This window comes from Gelidibacter sp., from assembly GCF_035577925.1.
Classification (GTDB): domain Bacteria; phylum Bacteroidota; class Bacteroidia; order Flavobacteriales; family Flavobacteriaceae; genus Gelidibacter.
In genome coordinates, this window is sequence record NZ_DATJCY010000409.1 from 1 (window position 1) to 22,786 (window position 22,786).

Here is a 22,786-nt window from a genome sequence, read left to right on the forward strand (position 1 = left end):
ATGTCGCCTTGGAAAAAGTCGAATTAAAACACATCAATTCCAATATTAATAAAGTGGTCAATATCGAAATGGATGAAGCGCTCAAACACCTGAAAATGTCTGATAAACAGGTGACTCTTGAAGGGCATGTCGAAAAATTTACCGAAGGTACTTTTAATGTGCCAGTAACTATCGTCAATCTTCCATCAGGAACAAACATCAATTTTTTCCCGAAAACAATTCCAGTGGTTTACAACGTAAGTCTTAACAATTATAAATTGATTAAAGCTTCGGATTTTAGAATTGAATGCGATTATAGAAATATTGATAATACCGGAAAAACATTTTTGATTCCTAAATTGACAAAAGTATCGGATCTTGTTAAAAGCGCTCGATTAAAACAAAATAAGGTGGAATTTATATTGATGCAATAATCTATGAAAGTAGTAGGTTTGACAGGTGGTATTGGCAGTGGTAAAACAACGGTTGCCAAAATGTTTGAAAAGTTGGGCGTGCCCTTGTATATTGCTGATGATAGGGCAAAATACCTAATGGATTCCTCCAAAGTGATCCGAAGAAAACTGATTTCATTATTTGGGGAAGAAGCTTATAAAGACGGCACATTAAACCGACCGTTTCTAGCCTCAAAAATTTTTGAAGATAAAATGCTTTTACAGCAGATGAATGCGATTGTCCATCCTAAAGTTGGCGCCGATTTTGACCGATGGAAAAAAAAGCAAATTACGCCTTATGTCATCAAAGAAGCCGCTATTATTTTTGAAAATGACTTGGCAAAGCAATACGATTTTATAATTACCGTTATTGCCGATTTGGAACAACGAATTGCCCGTGTGATTCACCGAGATAATTCTACCAAAGAGAAGGTTATGGCCATTGTTAACAACCAGCTCACAGATTTGGAAAAAGCAGAACAATCCGATTTTGTAATTACCAATCACGACCTGGATGAAACCTACCAACAAGTATTAAAAATTCATGAAAACCTCTTAAAATTAACAGACAAAAATTAAATACATCTATTTTGTTAATGTAAGGTTAAAGCAAGTTCCTGATAAATGTTAAAATGTTAAATTTGAATGATGGGCAGAAAGCTATTCGTTTTGTTGGTTATTCTCATGAGTTTATCGCTCATTGGAATAATTTTCGTACAAATTTATTTTATTAATAATACCCTCGATAATGAAGGGAAACAGTTTACGCTGAATGTCAAACGTTCGTTGAGTAATGTTTCCAAACAAGTAGAGGACAAGGAGTTGCGATTATTTAGCGATAAGTATCAAGAAATGCTAAATAGCGGTAAAAATCCTGATACGACTAACATTAAAGGAATTTTGTTGTATAGTTATGATAATGTTTCCAATGAAACGACTATTTATCAAAACGGAATCCTTGAAGAAAGTTTTAAAGTACCATCGCTGTTCTTTGACATTGGAGGTTTAGATAGTTTGAACATCAGCCGTATCAGTAATCAAAAGGAAATTAAGGTTTTCAAGAAAAGTACTTTTGATAATCACGAAAACCAGTTGCATATTACGCCTGAGCGCTCTGTGATGCAGTATAATACGTTGGACGACATGGAGAAAAAAATGTTTGAGATAACGTATCGCGACTTGTTTAAAAATTACCCAATTTATAAAAGAGTCTCTTCGGCCGATATTGCAACCTTTTTATCAAAACAGTTTAAAGAAAACGGGATTGATATCGATTTTGAGTTTGCCATTTATGACAAGGATTTGGCAACAAAAGTACAGTCTAATAATTTTGAACTCGATCCGGCGACCACTTACGGTATTCCTATGTTTTTGGATAATGACAATGAAGGCGATTTTAAATTGTATGTCAATTTCCCCGAACGTCGTAAATTTTTATGGTCGTCCATTCTGACCATGACCGTTTTATCGATCGTTTTTACATTAATCATCATTTTGGCATATACCAATGCCATTTACCAAATTATAAAACAGCGTAAGATTTCGCAAATCAAAACTGATTTTATAAACAATATGACGCATGAGTTTAAAACACCAATTGCTACTATTAATTTGGCATTGGATGCGATGAAAAATCCTAAGATGATCAATGATAGAGAGAAGACAGAACGGTATTTAAAGATGATCAAAGATGAAAACAAACGCATGCATGCACAAGTTGAAAATGTACTGCGCATATCTAAACTAGAAAGGAATGAGCTTAATATTGATAAAGATAGAGTTAAGCTTCACGACTTAATTAATGATGCGGTGTCGCATGTGGAACTTATAGTGGAAAACCGACAAGGTTATATAAAATGCCATCTCACTGCAGATAAATCATCTGTTTTGGCAAATAAAACGCACTTTACCAATGTGTTGGTCAATATACTTGACAACGCAATAAAATATTCTGATGATGCACCAAAAATTGATGTCATTACAGAAAATGTAGGAAACAATATTATTTTAAAAATAGCCGATCAAGGCAACGGCATGTCAAAACAAGTTCAAAAGAAAGTTTTTGAAAAGTTTTATAGAGAACATACCGGAAATGTACACAACGTGAAAGGCCATGGGCTGGGTTTAGCCTATGTAAAACAGATGGTTGAAGATCATCAGGGCCATGTTTCCGTTGAAAGTGAAAAAGGAAAGGGTAGTACTTTTATAATTAAACTACCATTAATATCATAGATTATGGATGAACAGAACAAAAAGATTTTATTAGTAGAAGATGATCCAAATTTTGGAACTGTCCTTAAAGATTACCTAAACATGAACGATTATGACGTGGTTCATGCAAAAAATGGTATGGAAGGTTTTGAGAAATTTAAAAAAGATGATTTCGACCTTTGTATATTGGATGTTATGATGCCTTATAAAGATGGATTTACTTTAGCTAAAGAAATTAGAGAGAAAAACAGTGATGTGCCTATCATTTTCTTGACCGCAAAAGCAATGAAAGAAGATGTCCTAAAAGGCTATAAAGTTGGCGCCGATGATTATTTGAACAAGCCATTTGACAGTGAAGTCCTTTTGATGAAAATTAAAGCGATTATACAGCGCAAGGCTACGGATAACGTTGCAGATAGTAAACAATTTGAGTTTAAGATCGGTAATTTCGAATTGAATTCTAAATTGCGATTCTTGAAGTTTAAAGATGAAGAAACCGTCAAACTTTCGCCTAAAGAGAATGAACTGTTGCGCTTATTGGCATTGCACGAAAATGATTTGATGCCGCGCGAATTGGCATTGACAAAAATATGGAGAGATGATAATTATTTTACCTCTCGAAGTATGGATGTTTATATTGCAAAATTGAGAAAATACCTAAAACCAGATCCGGAAGTCGAAATATTGAACATTCACGGTGAAGGTTTCAGATTGGTAGTCAATCAGAAAGAATCATAAAAAAACAAAAAGCCTGTCATTTGTGATGGGCTTTTTCATTTTATAAACGTGCATGATTGCGCTAATGTGATTAGCTAAATTGAGTCTTCTGCCAATTTTTTAGCAATGCTCGCAGTGATATTTTCTAGAGGTGTTTTATAATCAAACCAAAGGATATTTTCATTTTTCTTAAACCAAGTCAATTGCCTTTTGGCATAACGTCTTGAGTTTTTCTTGATCTCGGAAACTGCAAAATCCAGTGTCCATTCCCCATTTAAAACCTTAAATAACTCACTATAACCTACGGTATTAAGTGCGTTTTGATGTTGCAAATGCTGAAGTGTTTTAACTTCGTCCAATAATCCCAATGCCATCATTTGATCTACTCTGGTATTGATGCGTTCATAAATGATCGGTCGGTCGGCATCCAAACCAATAGATATGGTTTTAAAAGGTCGTTTGGGTTTTGGTTTGTTTAAAAATGACGAATAAGGTTGGCCACTGCCAATGCAGATTTCCAAAGCTCTGATAACACGATGCGGATTGTCCATGGCAATCTGATTAAAAGCTATCGTATCCAATGTTTTGAGTTGATTTTGTAAATGTTCCAAGCCTTTGTTGGTCAGCTCATCATTCAGCGTTTCTCTGACCGTTGGATCTATTTGAGGAAAATCATCCAAACCTTTGGTAACCGCATCCACGTACAATCCAGAGCCACCAACCATGATAACTACATTGTGATTGACAAACAGTTGATTTAAAAGAGTAAGCGCATCTTTTTCAAAATCGCCTACATTATAAGTATCCAAAACTGATTTGTGATGGATAAAATGATGCGGTGCTGCATTAAGTTCCTCTGGAGTTGGCGCTGCGGTGCCAATTTGCATTTCTTTATAAAACTGTCTTGAATCGGCTGAAATGATTTCGGTATTAAAATGTTGCGCCAATGCAATGCTTAATGATGTTTTTCCTATTCCCGTTGGCCCAACAATACTTATAAGATGTTTTTGATTCGTCATGAGGCCAAAAATACTAAAAGATTGGTGGAATTTTTATGCCACATAAGTTTCCATAAGGATGGTTTTCACAGTTTCTATTTCTTTGGTGGTTAGATGGCCTAATTTCTTTATAATTCTTATTCTGTCCACAGTCCTGATTTGATCTAAAACAATCCAACCTTTTGTTTTTGCTTGTTTGATTTCAACTCGTGTCGGGTAAGGTTTTGAGCTACTTGTAAATGGTGCTATGACGATGGTTTGAAGATATTTATTCATTTCGTTTGGGGAAATAACAACGCAAGGACGCGTTTTTTTCATCTCGCTTCCGATGGTTGGATCAAGATTTACTAATACGATTTCATATTGATTTATTTCCATTCCTCAAAAGTTTCATCTTCAAAAACGTCATCAAATAGGAGTTGGTCATCGCCGTTTGTGTTCATTTGCTCAAATGATTTTTCCCAATCTTTTCTTGGAGCAGATTTTGGCTTTAAAATGATTTTTCCCTTTTCTAAAATCATTTCCAATGAATCTGTGATATTATATTGCTCCAAAATTGCTTTTGGCAATCTGATACCTTTTGAATTACCGATATTAATTACAGCGATTTCCATAAAATATATTTTTAGTAATCACAAAGTAATTACATTTTTTCAGAATATACAAATGGTTGTCAAGAAAATTTATTCCTTAAAACTGTTTCCACTCACATAAAGATCAAAATTTATTGATAGTTTTAAATCGTTCATTCTCTTTATGTTGTCTGTGTCAATGCTGGGGCCACCAATAATTCCGTTTGCATTATGAATATCCATTGCAACTTGAATATAGCCATAAGCATTGTCAACAAGCCTTCTTATTCCGGCTTTGTCTTGTTCCAAAAAATCAAGTAATTTTTTTAGTTTGTGTTCAAACTCGTCCGGTTCTGGATTAGGTAGAATTACAAAACTACTAAATGTGTGATTTGATTTTTTACTTTTCCTAAGATCACCTTTATTCCATAATTCGGTTGGTGCTAGATTTGTCATTGCTTTTAGATCGTCCGCAGATAACTTTTCTGATGTTGCTCTGAAATAAACCCGATGATAGGCTTCTGTTCCAACGTTTATAACTTCTTTTGTTTTAGTGTTAATATAAACTACAAAATAAAAATGTTCGTCATGTACTGGTAGATAAACAATAGTATAGCCATCCTTTGTATCACGATCTATTCGGTCGACCTTTAATTTATTGTCAATATAGATTGGACTATGAATTAAAAGGTACTGCTCAGTTATTCCAAGTGTTTTTTCCTTGAATTCCTTTTCAATAAGGTCTATTATTTGTTGGTCGTTCATATCATTGTGGCTAACCCTCAAATATAATAAACCCTTTAAACAACTCTAAAAATATTAGTGTGATCTTGATATAACCAAAAGAGATTCTCAGTCACGTATTTAAGTCGAACAATTTCTTACTCCATCAACCTTACAATTTTAACCTGTTGGTTTTTTCGGAGGTAACTGTGAATGATATGTAGTGTTTCCCTGTTGCTGTCCATAGGCGTAATGATCGATTCCAGAATTTTTCTATTGGTAATCTGAAAATTGAGATCGTAATAGCCAAAACCTTTAAAAACACCATTTTCTATCAGGATGACACTGTGTTCATTAAGCGCTCTTCCTTTATCGATAATAATGAGGCTTTGATGCTCAAAATTGTTTTCGGTAATGAGTTGTTGGATTTTGAGATTATAATGTTCCGGACTCTCTTTTTGTAGGCATGCACCTTCACATTCATTAATAGGATATTTAAAGCAACTTGTTTTTGAAGCATCCAATCCGACGAGTTTTGGGCAAAGTTTATAGTTTTCAACAGCTTTAAATAAAAATTGCCGACCAGTTTTACGATTTGAAAAGGTCGTGATCGCTTTTTTACGACCATCGGCAGCATCCAATTTTAAGTTGATATAGCCGTTTTCATCAATAAAACTATAAAGCGCATAAGTAAACAGATTTCTGCGTGTTGCTCTGTTTAAAGTGGGTTTGTTGTGTTTGATCTCAGCATTCTCCTTGAGTAAAGCTATCAATTCGTTGCCCGTGGTTTCGAAGGTTACAGCAGCCACTTGGTTTTGTATTTTTCGCGATCTTGGATTGGTAAAATGCTGGTTCACTCGGTTTCTGATGTTTTTACTTTTCCCGATATAAATTATCTTCCCATAGGTGTCATGCAAATAATAAACGCCTGTCGTGGCGGGTAAATCGGCTATTATGTTTTGCAGATTGGTCGCCATTTCATATTTAGGTTCCGCTTTGACCGCATCTTGGATGATCTGTTTTTTAAGATCTTTTGCCAAAAGCAGTTTGAAGAGTTTTACAGTAGCAATGGCATCTCCGGAAGCGCGATGTCGATCCGTAACCGGAATACCGAGTGCTCTTGTTAATTTTCCTAAACTATACGACTCTTGTTCGGGCATTATTTGTTTGGCCAATTCTACAGTACAAATAGTTTTGCGCTTAAACTCAAAACCCAATCTGCTAAACTCTGTTCGTAAAATGCGATAATCAAATTCGGAGTTGTGCGCCACGATAATGCAATCTTCGGTCATTTCGACAATACGTTTGGCAACTTCATAAAATTTTGGTGCCGTACGCAGCATCGCATTGTTTATCCCAGTTAAGTTAACGACAAAAGGTTGAATTTCGCGTTCAGGATTCACCAAACTAATAAATTGATCCACCACATCATGGCCATCAAATTTGTAAATGGCTATTTCAGTAATACCTTCTTCATTGAATTTTCCGCCTGTGGTTTCTATGTCTAATACTGCGTAGATAATGTTGTATTTAAAAGTTGAAAATGAATATAAAAAGCAAATTTAGCTGAATAGGACTGATTTTTATGATAAATTAATAATTTCGTTCTCCAAAAATGCTGCTGCCAACGCGAATGAGTGTGCTACCACAATCAATTGCAATGGGGTAATCACCGCTCATGCCCATACTGATCACTTCAAATTTGGTGTTAGAAGGATCCAACGTTTTGAGTTGGTCAAAAGCCGATTTTAGTTTTAAAAATTCGCTTTCAATTTGTTTTTTGTCATCGGTAAAAGTTGCCATGCCCATAACGCCAACAATTTGGATGTTTTTAAGTGCTAAAAAATCAGTGGATTGCAAAATTTCTTGAGCTTCTTCAGCCGTCATTCCAAATTTTGAATCTTCATCGGCAATTTTTATCTGAAGTAAGCAGTCGATGGTTCGGTTATGGATTTTTGCTTGTTTATCAATTTCTTTTAAAAGTCTAAAATTGTCCACACCATGAATCAGGCTCACAAACTCGGCCATATATTTGACTTTGTTGCGTTGCAGATGGCCAATCATGTGCCATTCAATATCTTTAGGTAATTGCGGTTCTTTTTCAATCATTTCTTGAACCTTATTTTCGCCAAAAACACGTTGCCCCGCATTATAAGCTTCCATAATGGCGCTTACGGGTTTTGTTTTTGAAACCGCTACCAAAGTAACATGTCCTGGCAGTGTTGATTTAATATGTTCAAGATTTTTTTGTATGCTCATTCTTGTAATATTGATATTTGGTTGGTGCGAGATTTGATTTTTAAAATTATCAAGCCCAAATAAATGTTTTTAAAACGTATAGAATATTTCGTAATCGTCCGATAGCCAAAAGCATTCTACTCTAAATAGAAATTTTAGAAAAAAAGAATTATACTTTATTTCTTAAAAATCAATTGTTTATTAATTAAAATATCAACCGTTGATGGTTTGAAATCAAAAGTAATTAATAGTTATGAAAACTGTTTCGCTACTTTTTCGGCTTTTCTACTTTCGGAATAATCATAAAAACCTTCACCAGATTTTACACCAAGTTTTCCTGCCCGTACCATATTGACCAATAGTGGGCAAGGTGCATATTTGGGGTTTTTAAAGCCGTCATACATTACATTTAATATAGAAAGACAAACGTCCAGTCCTATAAAATCGGCCAGTTGTAATGGTCCCATTGGGTGTGCCATACCGAGTTTCATAACGGTATCAATTTCAGTAACGCCGGCAACGCCATTGTAAAGTGTTTCAATAGATTCGTTTAGCATTGGCATTAAAATTCGATTGGCAACAAAACCTGGATAATCATTCACCTCAACAGGATCTTTTCCTAAGGTTTTTGAAAGTTCCATAATGGTTTTGGTCACTTCGTCGCTGGTATTATATCCACGGATGATTTCTACCAATTTCATTATCGGCACCGGATTCATAAAATGCATCCCGATCACTTGGCTTGGTCTTGACGTGGCTGCAGCAATTTGAGTAATGGAAATAGACGACGTGTTGGTGGCTAAAATGGTGTTTGCCGAACAAATATCATCCAGTTGTTTAAATATTTTGAGCTTTAGATCACTGTTTTCCGTAGCCGCTTCGACCACTAAATCGGCCGATTTAACGCCCAAATTCATATCCGTAAATGTGGTGATATTATTTAAGGTGTCTTGTTTTTGCGTTTCCGTAATATGTGTTTTGGCCACCATCCGATCTAGATTTTTTGTAATGGTATCCATTCCTTTTTGAAGTGAAGCTTCACTTATATCAATTAATTGTACTTTAAAACCACTTTGGGCAAAAGTATGTGCAATGCCATTTCCCATGGTTCCTGCTCCAATTATAGCGATGTTTTTCATTGAAAAATAGTTTTTGTTCCCTCGATCGATTTGTGTTATCGTGTGGGAGTTTTATTATTATAAATTATTATTTTGCTATTGCCTAAACTAAAACTGATCAATAATCATGGTGGCTACACGCAAGGCTTCTGTGCCATCATGAAGTGTAACAATCGGTTTTGTATTGTTGTTGATCGCATCGGCAAACGATTCCAATTCTTCCAAAATGGCATTGTTGCTGGAAACGTCAGGATTATCAAAATAGATTTGTTTTTTTACACCTTCGGCATTTTGAAGGATCATATCAAAATCGCCCGGAATTTCTGGCGCATCTTTCATTTTGACCACTTCACATTTTTTCTCTAAGAAATCCACTGATATGTACGCGTCTTTTTGAAAAAATCGTGTTTTACGCATGTTTTTTAATGAAATTCTGCTTGCGGTTAAATTGGCCACACAACCGTTTACAAATTCAATACGTGCATTGGCAATATCTGGGGTTTCGCTAATGACCGACACGCCACTTGCCGAAATGTTTTTGACTTTTGAATTGACCACGCTCAAAATGATATCGATATCATGAATCATCAGATCCAAAACCACGGGAACATCTGTACCGCGTGGATTAAATTCTGCCAAACGGTGGCATTCAATAAACATCGGATTGTGTATCTGGTTTCTAACCGCTTTAAATGCAGGATTGAATCGCTCTACATGGCCAACTTGACCTTTTACATTGTTTTCGGCCACCAAAGCACGGATAGTTTCAGCTTCTTGAACGGTATTTGTAATTGGTTTTTCAATAAAAATATGTTTGCCTTTTCTGATTGCCAATTTCGCGCAATCATAATGCGATAGGGTTGGGGTAACAATCACCACAACATCAACGGCATCGATAAGTGCTTCAATAGTATCAAAATATTTATAGCCAAATTCGGCTTCAATTGTTTTGGCATTTGCCTCATCAGCATCATTAAATCCAACCAATTCAAATTTTTCGGATTGCTTAAGAAGACGTAAGTGAATTTTTCCAAGATGCCCAGCACCAAGAACTCCTGCTTTTAACATAGATTGTACGTTTTGTACAAAAATAGCTTTTTTTTAAGGCAGAAAAAAGAAAAAGATAATGGAAAAGGATGACTCCATGTATGAAACAAATAGCAGGAAATTTGGTAATTAAGATGTTGAATAATTGTTTTTGTTTAAGGTTGATAACTAGTTTTTTACACTGTAAATATTATTAAAAACACATAATGTTTTTAGATTTGTAAAAACAGATGGCTTATTTAATATGAAAATAAATCAGTTATTGGAAATATTGAAAAGCAATTTTGATTTTAAAAATCTAATACCTTTACTTTTTTTGAAATAAAAATCAATTCATCAACAATACTGAAAATCATTGCGTTTGTTTGCCTTAAAAACCTGTAGTCCGTGCGAAATAAAAAACTATTAATCATTGGTCATGTGTGGCCAGAACCTCGAAGTTCTGCTGCAGGAAGCAGGATGATGCAACTTATTGCAGCGTTTAACAAGGAAAGTTTTGAAATCATTTTTGCAAGTGCTTGCGCTAAAAGTGATAATGCTTTTGATTTGTCCGCAATAGGTGTTAGTCAAGTTTCCATTGAAATGAACCATTCTAGTTTTGATGATTTTATTGTGGAATTTCAACCCGATGTCGTTCTTTTTGATCGCTTTATGACCGAAGAGCAATTTGGTTGGCGCGTTGCCGAAACTTGCCCAAATGCATTACGAATTTTGGATACCGAAGATTTGCACAGTTTAAGAAAAGGACGACAGCAAGCGTTTAAGGAACAAGCAGAATTTAACGATGCTTATTTGTTTAATGATTTTGCAAAGCGTGAAATAGCAAGTATTTATCGAAGTGATTTAAGTTTGATAATTTCTGAAGTGGAAATTAATTTACTGACCGATCGTTTTAAAGTGCCAAATGAACTTTTGTTTTATTTGCCTTTTCAATGTGAAGCCATTTCTGAAAACACCATTCAAAATTTGCCGACTTTTGATAAACGTTCGCATTTTATAACGGTAGGAAATTTTATTCATGAGCCTAATTATGACAGTGTTTTATATTTGAAAGAAACCATTTGGCCATTGGTGCGACAAAAAATTCCAACAGCGGAATTACATATTTATGGTGCTTATGCTTCACAAAAAGTAACGCAGTTACATAATAAATTGACTGGATTTTTGATAAAAGGTTTTGCCCCAGATGTCAATGAGGTTATGGCTAATTCAAAAATCTGTTTGGCACCTTTGCGTTTTGGTGCAGGATTAAAAGGCAAACTAGTAGATGCAATGCAAAACGGAACGCCGTGCGTCATGACTTCTATAGCTGCCGAAGGTATGTTCGGTAACTTGGATACCAATGGTTTTATTGAAAATGATCCAGAACATTTTGCAGAAAAAGCAGTCTTGCTTTATGAAAATGAACACATTTGGAAAGAAAAACAAAGTTTTGGTTTTAAGGTTTTTAATGCCCGATTTGATGCCAATTTCTTTCATGAACGCTTCTTTCAGAAAGTATATGCTACCATCCAAAACCTTCAAAACCACCGAAATTATAATTTTACGGGACAGATGTTACAGCACCACACTTTACAATCTACTAAATACATGGGCAAGTGGATTGAAGCAAAGAATAAGTAAATTAGAGTTCGTTTTGTCCGAAACATCATATAATTTCTTCTGTTTTCTGGTTTTTAGATCGTTTTAATTTTTGTTAACATTTCTTTGCACAAGCTATCCATTCTGGAAAACGCAAACCATTTCTTTCCTAAATCTTTGAGCGAAGCACCAATATGATATAGTTCTTTGTTATCAATAATTAAAAACGATCGTGACTTTGTTTGAATAATAGGACATGTAATCCCGGATATTGCAGGTTATGTTTTTCGACATCCAAACGTAGCTGCTTGCTAATGATCGCCGTATAAATATGCACTTCTAAATTCTTTTTTCTTTTGCTCAATAAAGTTAAGGTGGCGTCGTCTACATAATTATCTATTAGAATAATAGACAATTTCGCTTTTTTTATAACCTGACTTACAAAATGATAGGCGTCATAAACTTGCCCGTCAAAATATAAACCACGTTGTGGCAACTCGTTATTTTCTAACGCAGTAAAAAGTTTATTGAATTTTTGGTCATGTTCAATCAATTTGTTTTCAATAGTAGAAAGCCGTAGATGCTGTATAGTTTCCTGACCAACTAATCTTCGCATTTGTACAAAAGTAGTGATGATTTGTATGCTAACTTTTATGGCAATATCACTACGCAAAATAGCAGATAGCATGGCAACACCTTGTTCTGTGAAAGCATAAGGAAGATATCGTCTTCCTCCATGCTCTGTGCTTGAGGTCGCAATTTGCGACCTCAAGATATCCCATTCTTCTTTTGTTAATTGAAACATGAAATTTTGCGGAAAACGTTCACTGTTTCTGTTTACTTGTTCATTCAATCTTTTGACTTCTACGTGATACATTTCAGCTAAATCTCTATCAATCATTACTTGTTCACCACGAATCGTGAAAATCCGATTTTCAATTTCCTTTTGCGTTATTGTGATTTTATCGTTCATGTTCAAGTGTTTTCTATTTTTATTAGAACGTTTCTTACAATAAATATACGCATTCATTTTTATCTTAAATAAATTTAAGGTTTTAAAAATCAATCTGTTATTATGGTTTACTTTATTGATTTGTTTTATATTCAAAAATGATCTCTTGAATAATATTTATTTGAGTAGATTTTAGTTTTTGTTTGTTATTTAAGGAACGTCAATAAAGGTGATATTTGAAATTATAAATTAAACACGTATCAAAATAAATTATAGTTTTGCACTTTCAAAAATATCCCTATGATTTCAGTCGATAATTTAGCTGTAGAATTTGGCGGAACGGCCTTGTTTAGTGAAGTGTCCTTTACCATTAATGAAAATGATAAAATAGCCCTCATGGGAAAAAATGGTGCCGGAAAATCGACAATGATGAAAATTATTGCTAGTGAACAAACACCCACACGTGGACATGTAAGATTTCCAAAAGATGCTGTCATTGCCTATTTGCCACAACATTTGCTCACCGAAGATAAGTGCACCGTTTTTGAAGAAGCTTCAAAGGCATTTGCGCATGTGTATGCGATGCAAAATGAGATGGAGCAACTGAATAAAGCTTTAGAAACCCGAACGGATTATGACTCTGATGAGTATATGCAGATTATTCAAAAAGTATCCGATTTAGGCGAAAAATATTATGCTTTGGAAGATGTGAATTACGATGCGGAAGTTGAAAAAGCATTAATAGGATTAGGGTTTAAGCGTGAGGATTTCACAAGAATGACCAGTGAGTTTAGTGGTGGATACCGAATGCGTATCGAATTGGCAAAAATTCTATTGCAAAAACCCGATTTGATTCTTTTGGATGAACCAACTAACCATATTGATATTGAATCGGTCATTTGGCTCGAAGATTTTTTAATCAATAAGGCCAATGCAGTAATGGTCATTTCGCATGACAAAGCGTTTATTGATAATATCACCAACCGAACCATTGAGGTAACCATGGGGCGTATTTATGATTATAAAGCCAATTATTCGCATTATTTGCAGTTGCGTGAAGATCGGCGTGCACATCAAATTAAGGCCTATCAAGAGCAACAGAAATTTATTGCCGATAATAGAGCGTTTATCGAGCGTTTTAAAGGAACCTATTCTAAAACCAATCAGGTTAATTCCAGAGAGCGCATGTTGGAAAAATTGGAAATTATAGAAGTTGATGATATTGATACTTCTGCATTAAAATTACGATTTCCGCCGGCTCAGCGTTCTGGAGATTATCCAGTAACTGTAAAGGATTTGTCAAAATCTTATGATGATCACGTGGTTTTTAAAAATGCCAATATGTCTATTTCTAGAGGTGAAAAGGTGTCTTTTGTTGGACGAAATGGTGAAGGAAAATCGACCATGATCAAAGCCATTATGGGCGAAATTGATGTAGAAGGCAGTTGCCATTTGGGCCATAACGTAAAAGTGGGTTATTTTGCTCAAAATCAAGCATCGCTTTTAGATGAGAATTTAACTATTTTTCAGACGGTTGACGAAGTTGCAGAAGGTGATATCAGAACCCAAATCAAGAATATTCTTGGCCGTTTTATGTTTAAAGGCGATGATATTGACAAGAAAGTAAGTGTACTTTCGGGTGGTGAAAAAACACGATTAGCGATGGTGAAGTTGTTGCTCGAACCGGTTAATTTATTAATTCTGGATGAGCCAACCAACCATTTGGATCTAAAGTCAAAAGACGTTTTAAAAGAAGCACTTTTGGATTTTGACGGTACTTTGATTTTAGTATCGCACGACCGAGATTTTCTTCAAGGTCTTTCACAAAAAGTATTCGAGTTTAAAGATCAAAGAGTGATTGAGCATTTTGAAACCATTGATGATTTCTTGATCAGAAATAGAATTGAAAATTTAAAACAAATTGATTTAAGGAAATAGTTTTTCCTAAAGTTTAATTTGTTTTCCAAACTATAATTCAGTTTCAAGTTTTTTTTGCTTAATTAATAAATTTCAACAGTAATAAATACATAGCTTACATAAAATTATCAGGACCAAAACTGTATGAAAAATAATAAGCTTTTAATAGGCAGACTAAACACCTTTTTAAGTCAAACTTTTCATCGTGATGCTGTGACATTTCCGTATGTCATTACCATTTTTGTGGCTTTGATTGTAGCAGTTTTTGGTATCCATCTTTTTGTAGATCTTACCACTAATTTAGAATCGGCAGCATTGGCTAATTACGACCAACAAATTACCGAATATGTCATTTCTTATCGATCGCCAAGTCTTACCAAATACTTCGTTTTCATAACTCATGTGGGTGATGTTTTTGGCTATTTCTTTGTCTTAATAGTTTTGGCTGTAATGTCAGCCATTCATTTTAAAAGTTGGAAAAACATGCTCCAAATTATTATTGTGTTAGTGTTTTCAGCCTTATCCAATATGGCGCTCAAGAGTTTTATAAATCGCGCACGGCCAAGTACAGACCATATGGTATTGGTTGAAACCTTGAGTTTCCCTAGTGGGCATGCCATGAGTGCTATGGCATTTTATGGTTTTTTGATTTATTTGTTCTGCCAATTTAAAATTAATAGGCTTTTAAAAATCGCTGGAATATTGATAGCATTACTTCTTATTTTGAGTATTGGTTTGAGTCGTATTTATCTTGGGGTACATTTTCCTTCGGATATTGCTGGCGGCTTTATTGCTGGTTTTGTTTGCGTCGTTTTTTGCGTGCTTATTTTTAGTTTCATCGACGTCTTTAAATCCGATGTAAAAACACCAGATTTATGATTCCTTTTTCAGATGAAAATTCTAAGGTAGCTAATCGATATCCCAAAGATTGCTAAAAAAGCTATTATAAGTTATGTTAGCTTTTTTAGAAAAATTTGTAGAATATACAATGTAATACCGCTCGTCTCTTTGATCATATTCTAAAAGTACGACAGTCACATAATATTCGCCATCCAAAGGTTTTTTTAACCATTCGCTGGTCAATCTTGTGCCGCCGTGATAATAACCCGCTTGTATTTTATTGGTTTCTACCTCAAAAACTTTTGTGCCATTAATTTTTCCTTTTCCACTATAAGGTTGGCTGGAAAAATAAACAGCCAGTTTTAAAGCGCCGCTATACCCATAAGAATCGCTATTTTACAATTCTTTCTACACCCAAAGTAAGATCTTCACTAGTGTAATTGAAGGTAATGTTTCCTTCAAGTTTCATATTTGATTGAAGTTTGACCAATTAGAACCTGTAGGCCAAAGAGGACTAAAATTAGTGAGCAATGAAGTGTTTTCATATTTTTATCGTTTACTCCAAAAACAATATTTAAAAATATTAAGATATGCCCATTTTTTTTAAGATGCTCGCAAATTCATTTTCGACAATGCCACTTTCTAACGATTCAACGACTAATTTTCTGTAATTAGTAATATAATTGTTTGCCGTAATCTTAACGTATTCTTTATATTTCTGAACCTCTGAAGGGGTCCAATTATCAAAATGATCGCTTATTCCCAAAACAAAAGGACTGTGTATTTCATTCATGGCCAAATAACCCATTTCAAAATCCAATACTATTTTTACCAATTCCCATTTTAGTTCGCTGTCGTTTTGATAATAATTAGCTTTCATAAGATCTATCATGAAAAGGCGATATTGATAAAGTGTATAAAGTGCCACGCCGGTGTCTATCGTATGATTTAACATCGCGTTCGTGATTTTGTTGGCAGTTTTCATTACTTCTTTTATGGTGGACGTTTCTATTTTTGAATTGAGATAGAACATTGAAGCTTCATCAGAAAACCGTACGACATAAGGAAACATCTTGTTCAAATTCTGGTCGATTTCATACTTAAAAAATGAAGCCCATTTTGGTTTTACTGAAAGGAAATCTAAAGGCAAATAGTCGTGTTTGGAAATTTCATCCAAAAACATCGTAAAATGATCGTATGCCATTTCACGGCTATCAAACATTTTAACATAATCTTCAAGGCGCAGTTTGGCTTCTGGATCTATAAAATAACGGAAAAGAAAATTTAAGGATTTGATACTTACATCTTCCGCTTCACTTTCTTTATTAAATTCACTGATTAATTGGTTCAAACTATTTCGATCTCAGGATCATACCGAACTTTATGGGTATCAAAACCTTTTTCTAATAAAGAATTGGTTCAAAAATCATATATCAGAAAACTACTCGCTTCGGGATAATTTGCCAAATAATTTTTGATGATTTTTTAGGTAATGTTTTTATAGCGTAATTTTTCTTGTGCTTCATCTTCTGAAAGCGGAAGTCCATAATGGTTGACATAATGAAGCCCATCGGTTAAATAACGCGTCAAATTTTTTATATCCACACCCATTGTTAAATAGTGATTGTAAACGTCCAAAATAAGTTCTTCAGATAAGTGATCATCCTTAAAGTCTAAAATATACAATTCGGTTGCTGCCCATGCCAAAGGGATAATGCTTCTGTTATCACCTTTTAAAGCACGATTTAAGAAAATATGAAATGAGGTGTTTAAATGTTTTGTTTTTTGCTCCGGATCTTTATATGTTACTTTTGCAACTCTATTATAAATGACCGCTGTAACAAAATCCTTATAATCTGTTTTTGGAAGTTCATCGGCCGTTTGTAAAATAGGAGTTACTTCTTTAGAATATTTTACCAAATAATCGCCAAACGGACCTTTGGGATGGCTCAAATCAAATATAAAAAGATGTAATTTATCAAGTTTGTTGTTTCCAAAGTAAATGTCATCATATCGCTTGTTTAGCTCATTCCAATCCCATGTTTCAGCTTCTAAAATTTTTTCTATTTTTTGAATTTTCGGATTATCTAAATCTGGATGTCAAAAGTTTCTTCTTCTTGCGCCGTAGAAAAACTGATGCACCATAAAACAAAACCCATTGTAAGCCATGTTTTTATACGTTTTGATGTTTTTGAATTCATATCTTTTTTGTTTTAGTTTCTAAATTTTTTTATTGATTTGATTTTCTTCCAAATCGCCATTCGTTTTCTAAGGAATATGCTATCAGCCATTCTTGGTTTTTTGGAAAAATTACAGTATCTCCATGCCAAGTGTTGAAGATATCATCACTTACTTTATCAGATAAATCTTGAAAATCGATTTGAAGTACAAAGCCAAAACCCAAATAACATAGGTAAACTTGCTGTTCGGTTAAATGTTCTGAATGGATGATATTGTTTAAGATAGTTTTTGGACAATCAAAGTCGATTTTTATGCTTTCAAAATCAGGCAAATAGCGCAGCGCATGTTTATTAGGGAAAATTTTAAATAATCGTTCCAAAATCTCATCTTCGGAGGTAATTTCAATTTCTGATAAGTTATATTTTTTAAATTCTCCAAGGTTGAATTGTTCGATAAGTAAGTGCTGGTATTCTTTGGGAATACATCGTGCCAAAACGACCTGATAATTTATTTTTAATAGATTTAGACTTTCTAACACCTCTGAAAAAGGAGCGATATACTGAGAGAAGAATTCTTTAAATTGGAGCTGTTGTTGCAACAGCTTCCTTTTTTCGTTTAAGGTACTTTGTTGTTCCGGTGTCATTATTTATTAATTGATTTTCAATATACAGGCACTTACATTTAATATTCAACCTGTCTAATTCCACCTCCAACTATTTCATATTACGAAATAAGACGGTAAATGTAGAAGTTTTTATGAATTCATGGTCTTTTTTATTAAAAATAACGTTATTCGGTTTTAATATTCGATAATTTATCATAAAACGATATTTTGTAGCGATGTTTCTGTTAAGATCTAGCTAACATCAAATAGATTTTAAAAACCTGTGAGGTTTGAAATTGTTGTTGCTTTTGCTTTATAGTCTTCAAATTATAATATTTTTGCAAGTAGTAAAATATAAATTGAGATTCCTGCCGCTGCAGGACTAATAAGAGATTCTAGCTAAACATGGCAAAAAAACCGAGCATCCCAAAAGGCACCAGAGATTTTAATCCGGAAGAAGTTGCAAAACGCAATTATATTTTTAATATCATACGTCAGAATTTTGAACGTTTTGGATTTCAACCCATAGAAACACCAAGTTTTGAAAATTCAGAAACTTTGATGGGAAAGTATGGCGAAGAAGGCGATCGTTTGATTTTTAAAATTTTGAATTCGGGCGATTTTTTGAACAAAGCAGATCAACATGCTTATGATTTGAAAGATTCTAATAAGCTAACACCGTCTATTTCAGAAAAAGCGTTGCGTTATGACCTCACCGTACCTTTTGCGAGATATGTGGTGCAACATCAAAACGAAATTGAATTTCCGTTTAAGCGCTATCAAATTCAACCAGTTTGGCGTGCAGATCGTCCGCAGAAAGGTCGTTTTAGAGAGTTTTTTCAATGTGATGCCGATGTGGTTGGCTCACAATCTTTATGGCAAGAAGTAGAGTTTGTCCAATTGTACGATGCCGTTTTTACAGCCTTAAAATTGGAAGGTGTGACCATTAAAATCAACAATCGGAAAATCTTGTCAGGAATTGCCGAAGTGATTGGCGCACAAGATAAGTTGATTGATTTTACCGTGGCGCTCGATAAATTGGATAAAATAGGAGAGGACAAGGTCAAGGAAGAAATGCTAGACAAAGGCATTCCGCAATCGGGAATTGATAAATTGCAACCGTTATTTAGCCTGTCTGGAACGTTTGAATCGCAGATTTCCCAATTAAAAGATATTTTATCCACATCAGAACAAGGTATAAAAGGCATTGAGGAATTGGAGTTTATCGATCGCGCTATTTCCGAGCTAAAATTACAATCGGCAAGTTTGCAGTTGGATGTTACTTTGGCCCGCGGACTCAATTATTACACCGGTGCCATTCTGGAAGTATCCGCTCCAAAGGAAGTGCCAATGGGATCTATTGGCGGCGGCGGACGTTATGACGATCTTACCGGAATTTTTGGATTGAAGGATATGAGTGGTGTAGGTATCAGCTTTGGTTTGGACCGAATCTATTTGGTTTTAGAAGCTTTGAATTTATTTCCTGAAACCATTACCAATACCGTTAAAGCCTTGTTCATCAATTTTGGAGAAGCAGAAGCTATGGCGAGTATGAAAGCTATCAAGGTGTTACGACAAAACGGTATTAATGCCGAACTGTTTCCAGAAAACAGAAAAACCATCAGGCAGTTTAATTATGCCAATAAGCGCCATATTCCAAATGTTGTTTTAGTAGGCGAGTCGGAATTAAAATCAGGAACTTATACCTTAAAAAACATGATTTCTGGAGATCAGCAATCGGTGGATTTGGAAACTTTGGTTAGTTTGCTTAAGGATTAAATTTTAAGAGATATCGTTTGACTTTTAGAATAAATCTGTAGTAAATCTAGTTTTAAAGAGAATAGATTTCAAAAGTAAAGTCCTTGATAAACAGTTTGGTAATCTGTTTTTTTTCAAGGACTTTATTTTTTTGGTATGTATAAATTCAAACTAATAAATTACTTCAATATCAAGAATTCACAACGTCTGTTGATGGAATGTTCCTCCTCCGTACATTTGTCTTTACAATCAACTAATGGCACACGTTCGCCATAACCTTTTGAGCGCAGTCGTTTTCTGTCAATTCCATTTTCAACAATATACTCTAAAGTCGCTGCGGCTCGGTTGTGAGATAAGGTGAGGTTGTATAAATCGGAGGCTCTGTTGTCGGTATGCGCGCCCAATTGAATTTCCATGCGTGGATATTTGTTAAGTAAATCGACCAAAACATCCAAAGTCCGAGCGGCTTCTGGTTTGATATCATATTTGTTGAAATCGAAATAAATGTTTTCCAATTCAATATAGATATAACCATCATCTTTAGTCACTACAATATCTTCGGCATCATCATAAGATTCGATAGCAAGTTCAATATTAAGGGTGATATTGCCATCATCATTGGTTACAAAAATCTCGGTGGTTGGGATATAGAAATCGCGGTGGCCTTCAATGCTGTAAACTTTATTTGGTTCGGTATCAAAAACGTATTCGGCATCTTCGCCAACAACCATTTGACCGACCTGCTCGTCATTTTCATCAAATAAAGTGATGGTACTTCCTGGAAGTAAATTCTGGGAGTTTTTATCCCTAACGGTTCCTCGAACGGTAAATTGGCGTTTGTTTTCTTCTCGGGTAAAGGCATATAAATTATCATATCCCGATCGGTTGGATGACATATATCCGGTGTCATCTTCGAGTTTGAGGACAAATCCAAAATCATCCGATTCAGAGTTTATTGTTTCGCCCAAATTAAGTGGTTTTGAATAGGCCCCATCAAAATATTTGCTCATAAAAATATCCAGTCCACCAATACCCTGATGACCATCAGAAGCAAAATATAGAGTGCCTTCATCGTCCACAAACGGAAACTGCTCGCGATGGATGGTGTTGATTGTGCTACCTAAATTGATTGGATCGCCATAACTATTTTCTGCATAACCTTCATTGCTTTTGATGATATCGACATAGAAAATATCAAAAGAACCTAAAGTTCCTGGCATATCACTCGAAAAATAGAGTTTGCTGTTATCTTTACTTAGCACCGGGTGTTGGGTGGAATAGAGGTCACTGCTAAATGGCATTTCGGTAACATGTCCCCAAACATTATCAATCAGTTCGGCTTTATAAATTTTGACTGTGGCGACTAATTCTTCACCTATTGCAATGCGTTTATCATTGGTTCTTGAAAAATACATGGTTTTGCCATCGGTCGTAAAAGTGGCATTACTTTCATGTGTTTTAGTGTTGATTTCTTTTGAAAACGGTTGAATATTGACTAGTTTTTTATCTTCAGAAACTTCGGCCACAAAGAAATCGAGATACGGCTGATTGTTCCAGCTATAAATTGGGTTTTGCAGATTTCTAAATGATGAAAAAACAACTTTATCACCGTAATACGTAATTCCAAAATCACCAGTTCTCGAACTTTGGTTCATCACTTGGATGTCATAGGTATATGGAACCAGGCGATTGAGGTTGGTAATGAATTTTTTGGTATCTACCTCGTAACCTAGATATTCACCCATGATTTTATCGCCTGTTTCAAAATCTTTGGAGCCTTTGAGCGCTTGTGCGTATCTAAACAAATACTCAGGATTTATACTGTCTTTATGCGCTGTATATAAATGCGCATAAGGCGTTCTAGCCTGACGCATTTGCGAATTGAAATAATAAGAATCCCCAAGATTTTGAAGAACTTCTTGCGTTTTTTTAAGATCTTGGTACACTTTCGCAGCCTCTACATACGATTTTTGTGCGAAGAGTTTGTTCGCCTTTTTTAATGAAGGCCGCTGTGCCTGGATGGTCCATGAGGCAACAAGTAAAAATAGTAGAAGGTAAACTTTTTTCATGGCTCTTGTTTTAGAAAAATCTAGGCGATTTGTCGTATCCTTTTTGGTTACCTAATTTATCGATATCAAATAAAATCATAATCTCATGCGTACCAGAATTGAATCGACCCAAATTAGACAAGGTATAATCATAGGCGTAGCCAATACGCATGGAAGGACTAATCCTGAAATTTGCAAGCCCTGAAACGGCATCATCTAAACGATAGCCGGCTCCAACTTCAAAAACATTATTGATGAGAAGATTGGTCGTGACATCAATTGATAATGGCGCACCGCTGACAAACTTGGTCATAAAAGCGGGCTTTAATTTTAAGTGCTCATTCAGTTCAAACACATAGCCACCGGTCAGGAAAAAATGGATTTCTTCGGCACCATTGGCTACAATTCCACTGTCTTTTTCGAGATGTTTGGTGTTTAAAAGATTAGGAGCAGAAAATCCGACGTAATAATTGGTGTCATACAGATAAGCACCGGCACCAATATTAGGAAAGGTTTTGCTTAAATTATTTGCAAATGCTGGATCGGGAATGGCGTCTGAATAGATAAATCCGTTAAAATTGGTATTAAAAAAAGTTGCACCTGCTTTAACTCCTAGAGATAATTTAGTTGAAGATCCGAGGTTTAAAATGTATGCAAAATCGGCATAAACATTGGTTTCATTCACCACGTCTCCAATTTGATCATTAATGATCGAAAGGCCAACTTGTACTTTTTCTTTTAGAGGCACATGTACAAATAAAGTTCCGGTATTTGGTGCACCTACCGTGCCAACCCATTGCGAACGGTATAAAGCACCTACATTAATGTCATCACCTTCAGTAGCATATGC

General features: G+C 34.9%; 21 protein-coding genes and 1 pseudogene. 8 read left to right on the forward strand and 14 right to left on the reverse strand.

What is annotated here, in order from left to right; translation table 11 throughout:
* The 4 genes and pseudogenes from VNJ50_RS15330 to VNJ50_RS15345 form a co-directional block, all read left to right on the forward strand.
* Positions 1-413: pseudogene (locus VNJ50_RS15330) on the forward strand (hypothetical protein); the annotation flags it as partial.
* Between the two features lie 3 nt (positions 414-416).
* Positions 417-1,010, forward strand: a complete 594-nt coding sequence (coaE, locus tag VNJ50_RS15335; RefSeq protein WP_325583167.1) for a dephospho-CoA kinase — start codon at positions 417-419, stop codon at positions 1,008-1,010.
* Between the two features lie 69 nt (positions 1,011-1,079).
* Entirely contained in the window at positions 1,080-2,663 is a 1,584-nt protein-coding gene (locus VNJ50_RS15340) for a sensor histidine kinase (RefSeq protein WP_414652915.1), read from the forward strand.
* 3 nt (positions 2,664-2,666) lie between these two features.
* Positions 2,667-3,380 (forward strand): response regulator transcription factor, encoded by a 714-nt coding sequence (locus tag VNJ50_RS15345; protein ID WP_325583169.1) that lies wholly within the window; start codon positions 2,667-2,669, stop codon positions 3,378-3,380.
* Between the two features lie 74 nt (positions 3,381-3,454).
* Here VNJ50_RS15345 and miaA read toward each other — a convergent pair whose 3' ends face one another.
* From miaA to VNJ50_RS15385, 8 genes are all read right to left on the reverse strand, one after another.
* On the reverse strand, positions 3,455-4,378 hold the full coding sequence (miaA, locus tag VNJ50_RS15350; RefSeq protein ID WP_325583170.1) for a tRNA (adenosine(37)-N6)-dimethylallyltransferase MiaA: 924 nt from the start codon (positions 4,376-4,378) through the stop codon (positions 3,455-3,457).
* Positions 4,379-4,411: 33 nt separating this feature from the next.
* The gene (locus VNJ50_RS15355; protein WP_325583171.1) at positions 4,412-4,735 is read right to left on the reverse strand and encodes a type II toxin-antitoxin system PemK/MazF family toxin; all 324 of its coding nucleotides are present in this window, start codon (positions 4,733-4,735) and stop codon (positions 4,412-4,414) included.
* Positions 4,726-4,971: an AbrB/MazE/SpoVT family DNA-binding domain-containing protein gene (locus VNJ50_RS15360; RefSeq protein ID WP_325583172.1), complete on the reverse strand. Its 246-nt coding sequence runs from the start codon at positions 4,969-4,971 to the stop codon at positions 4,726-4,728. The genes VNJ50_RS15355 and VNJ50_RS15360 overlap by 10 nt, the downstream gene beginning before the upstream one ends.
* 69 nt (positions 4,972-5,040) lie before the next feature.
* Entirely contained in the window at positions 5,041-5,694 is a 654-nt protein-coding gene (locus tag VNJ50_RS15365; RefSeq protein WP_325583173.1) for a DUF4279 domain-containing protein, read from the reverse strand.
* A 116-nt stretch (positions 5,695-5,810) separates the two neighbouring features.
* A complete protein-coding gene (locus tag VNJ50_RS15370; RefSeq protein ID WP_325583186.1) occupies positions 5,811-7,172 on the reverse strand; it encodes an exonuclease domain-containing protein in 1,362 nt (453 codons plus the stop codon).
* Positions 7,173-7,245: 73 nt separating this feature from the next.
* The gene (locus VNJ50_RS15375) at positions 7,246-7,911 is read right to left on the reverse strand and encodes a YggS family pyridoxal phosphate-dependent enzyme (RefSeq protein ID WP_414652914.1); all 666 of its coding nucleotides are present in this window, start codon (positions 7,909-7,911) and stop codon (positions 7,246-7,248) included.
* Positions 7,912-8,141: 230 nt separating this feature from the next.
* Positions 8,142-9,029 (reverse strand): 3-hydroxybutyryl-CoA dehydrogenase, encoded by an 888-nt coding sequence (locus tag VNJ50_RS15380; RefSeq protein WP_325583174.1) that lies wholly within the window; start codon positions 9,027-9,029, stop codon positions 8,142-8,144.
* A gap of 87 nt (positions 9,030-9,116) precedes the next feature.
* Positions 9,117-10,076 carry a Gfo/Idh/MocA family oxidoreductase gene (locus VNJ50_RS15385; protein WP_325583175.1) on the reverse strand — a complete coding sequence of 320 codons (960 nt, stop codon included), beginning with the start codon at positions 10,074-10,076 and terminating at the stop codon, positions 9,117-9,119.
* Between the two features lie 366 nt (positions 10,077-10,442).
* Between VNJ50_RS15385 and VNJ50_RS15390 the strand changes: the two genes are divergently transcribed.
* Positions 10,443-11,678 (forward strand): glycosyltransferase, encoded by a 1,236-nt coding sequence (locus tag VNJ50_RS15390; protein ID WP_325583176.1) that lies wholly within the window; start codon positions 10,443-10,445, stop codon positions 11,676-11,678.
* Positions 11,679-11,856: 178 nt separating this feature from the next.
* Here the strand turns inward: VNJ50_RS15390 and VNJ50_RS15395 are convergent, their stop codons facing one another.
* Positions 11,857-12,609, reverse strand: coding sequence for an ORF6N domain-containing protein (locus VNJ50_RS15395; protein WP_325583177.1), 753 nt, complete (start codon positions 12,607-12,609; stop codon positions 11,857-11,859).
* A 279-nt stretch (positions 12,610-12,888) separates the two neighbouring features.
* Between VNJ50_RS15395 and VNJ50_RS15400 the strand changes: the two genes are divergently transcribed.
* Both VNJ50_RS15400 and VNJ50_RS15405 read left to right on the forward strand, forming a co-directional pair.
* Positions 12,889-14,526 carry an ABC-F family ATP-binding cassette domain-containing protein gene (locus VNJ50_RS15400; RefSeq protein ID WP_325583178.1) on the forward strand — a complete coding sequence of 546 codons (1,638 nt, stop codon included), beginning with the start codon at positions 12,889-12,891 and terminating at the stop codon, positions 14,524-14,526.
* A gap of 123 nt (positions 14,527-14,649) precedes the next feature.
* Positions 14,650-15,384 (forward strand): phosphatase PAP2 family protein, encoded by a 735-nt coding sequence (locus tag VNJ50_RS15405; protein WP_325583179.1) that lies wholly within the window; start codon positions 14,650-14,652, stop codon positions 15,382-15,384.
* Positions 15,385-15,928: 544 nt separating this feature from the next.
* Here VNJ50_RS15405 and VNJ50_RS15410 read toward each other — a convergent pair.
* From VNJ50_RS15410 to VNJ50_RS15420, 3 genes are all read right to left on the reverse strand, one after another.
* The gene (locus VNJ50_RS15410; protein WP_325583180.1) at positions 15,929-16,696 is read right to left on the reverse strand and encodes a hypothetical protein; all 768 of its coding nucleotides are present in this window, start codon (positions 16,694-16,696) and stop codon (positions 15,929-15,931) included.
* 134 nt (positions 16,697-16,830) lie between these two features.
* A complete protein-coding gene (locus VNJ50_RS15415) occupies positions 16,831-17,298 on the reverse strand; it encodes a hypothetical protein (protein ID WP_325583181.1) in 468 nt (155 codons plus the stop codon).
* A 277-nt stretch (positions 17,299-17,575) separates the two neighbouring features.
* Positions 17,576-18,169 carry a hypothetical protein gene (locus VNJ50_RS15420; RefSeq protein ID WP_325583182.1) on the reverse strand — a complete coding sequence of 198 codons (594 nt, stop codon included), beginning with the start codon at positions 18,167-18,169 and terminating at the stop codon, positions 17,576-17,578.
* Positions 18,170-18,535: 366 nt separating this feature from the next.
* Between VNJ50_RS15420 and hisS the strand changes: the two genes are divergently transcribed.
* Complete coding sequence (hisS, locus tag VNJ50_RS15425; RefSeq protein ID WP_325583183.1) at positions 18,536-19,909, forward strand: histidine--tRNA ligase; 1,374 nt, start codon at positions 18,536-18,538, stop codon at positions 19,907-19,909.
* 158 nt (positions 19,910-20,067) lie between these two features.
* Here hisS and VNJ50_RS15430 read toward each other — a convergent pair whose 3' ends face one another.
* A complete protein-coding gene (locus VNJ50_RS15430; RefSeq protein ID WP_325583184.1) occupies positions 20,068-21,957 on the reverse strand; it encodes an OmpA family protein in 1,890 nt (629 codons plus the stop codon).
* A gap of 10 nt (positions 21,958-21,967) precedes the next feature.
* The coding region (locus tag VNJ50_RS15435; protein ID WP_325583185.1) for a type IX secretion system membrane protein PorP/SprF at positions 21,968-22,786 on the reverse strand (819 nt) is incomplete at its 5' end.

What these genes read in the sequence shown, in the direction of transcription:
- coaE (WP_325583167.1), top strand. Translation starts at nt 417, where the DNA reads ATGAAAGTAGTAGGTTTGACAGGTGGTATTGGCAGTGGTAAAACAACG.
- VNJ50_RS15340 (WP_414652915.1), top strand. Translation starts at nt 1,080, where the DNA reads ATGGGCAGAAAGCTATTCGTTTTGTTGGTTATTCTCATGAGTTTATCG.
- VNJ50_RS15345 (WP_325583169.1), top strand. Translation starts at nt 2,667, where the DNA reads ATGGATGAACAGAACAAAAAGATTTTATTAGTAGAAGATGATCCAAAT.
- miaA (WP_325583170.1), bottom strand. Translation starts at nt 4,378, where the DNA reads ATGACGAATCAAAAACATCTTATAAGTATTGTTGGGCCAACGGGAATA.
- VNJ50_RS15355 (WP_325583171.1), bottom strand. Translation starts at nt 4,735, where the DNA reads ATGGAAATAAATCAATATGAAATCGTATTAGTAAATCTTGATCCAACC.
- VNJ50_RS15360 (WP_325583172.1), bottom strand. Translation starts at nt 4,971, where the DNA reads ATGGAAATCGCTGTAATTAATATCGGTAATTCAAAAGGTATCAGATTG.
- VNJ50_RS15365 (WP_325583173.1), bottom strand. Translation starts at nt 5,694, where the DNA reads ATGAACGACCAACAAATAATAGACCTTATTGAAAAGGAATTCAAGGAA.
- VNJ50_RS15375 (WP_414652914.1), bottom strand. Translation starts at nt 7,911, where the DNA reads ATGAGCATACAAAAAAATCTTGAACATATTAAATCAACACTGCCAGGA.
- VNJ50_RS15380 (WP_325583174.1), bottom strand. Translation starts at nt 9,029, where the DNA reads ATGAAAAACATCGCTATAATTGGAGCAGGAACCATGGGAAATGGCATT.
- VNJ50_RS15385 (WP_325583175.1), bottom strand. Translation starts at nt 10,076, where the DNA reads ATGTTAAAAGCAGGAGTTCTTGGTGCTGGGCATCTTGGAAAAATTCAC.
- VNJ50_RS15395 (WP_325583177.1), bottom strand. Translation starts at nt 12,609, where the DNA reads ATGAACGATAAAATCACAATAACGCAAAAGGAAATTGAAAATCGGATT.
- VNJ50_RS15400 (WP_325583178.1), top strand. Translation starts at nt 12,889, where the DNA reads ATGATTTCAGTCGATAATTTAGCTGTAGAATTTGGCGGAACGGCCTTG.
- VNJ50_RS15405 (WP_325583179.1), top strand. Translation starts at nt 14,650, where the DNA reads ATGAAAAATAATAAGCTTTTAATAGGCAGACTAAACACCTTTTTAAGT.
- VNJ50_RS15420 (WP_325583182.1), bottom strand. Translation starts at nt 18,169, where the DNA reads ATGACACCGGAACAACAAAGTACCTTAAACGAAAAAAGGAAGCTGTTG.
- hisS (WP_325583183.1), top strand. Translation starts at nt 18,536, where the DNA reads ATGGCAAAAAAACCGAGCATCCCAAAAGGCACCAGAGATTTTAATCCG.
- VNJ50_RS15430 (WP_325583184.1), bottom strand. Translation starts at nt 21,957, where the DNA reads ATGAAAAAAGTTTACCTTCTACTATTTTTACTTGTTGCCTCATGGACC.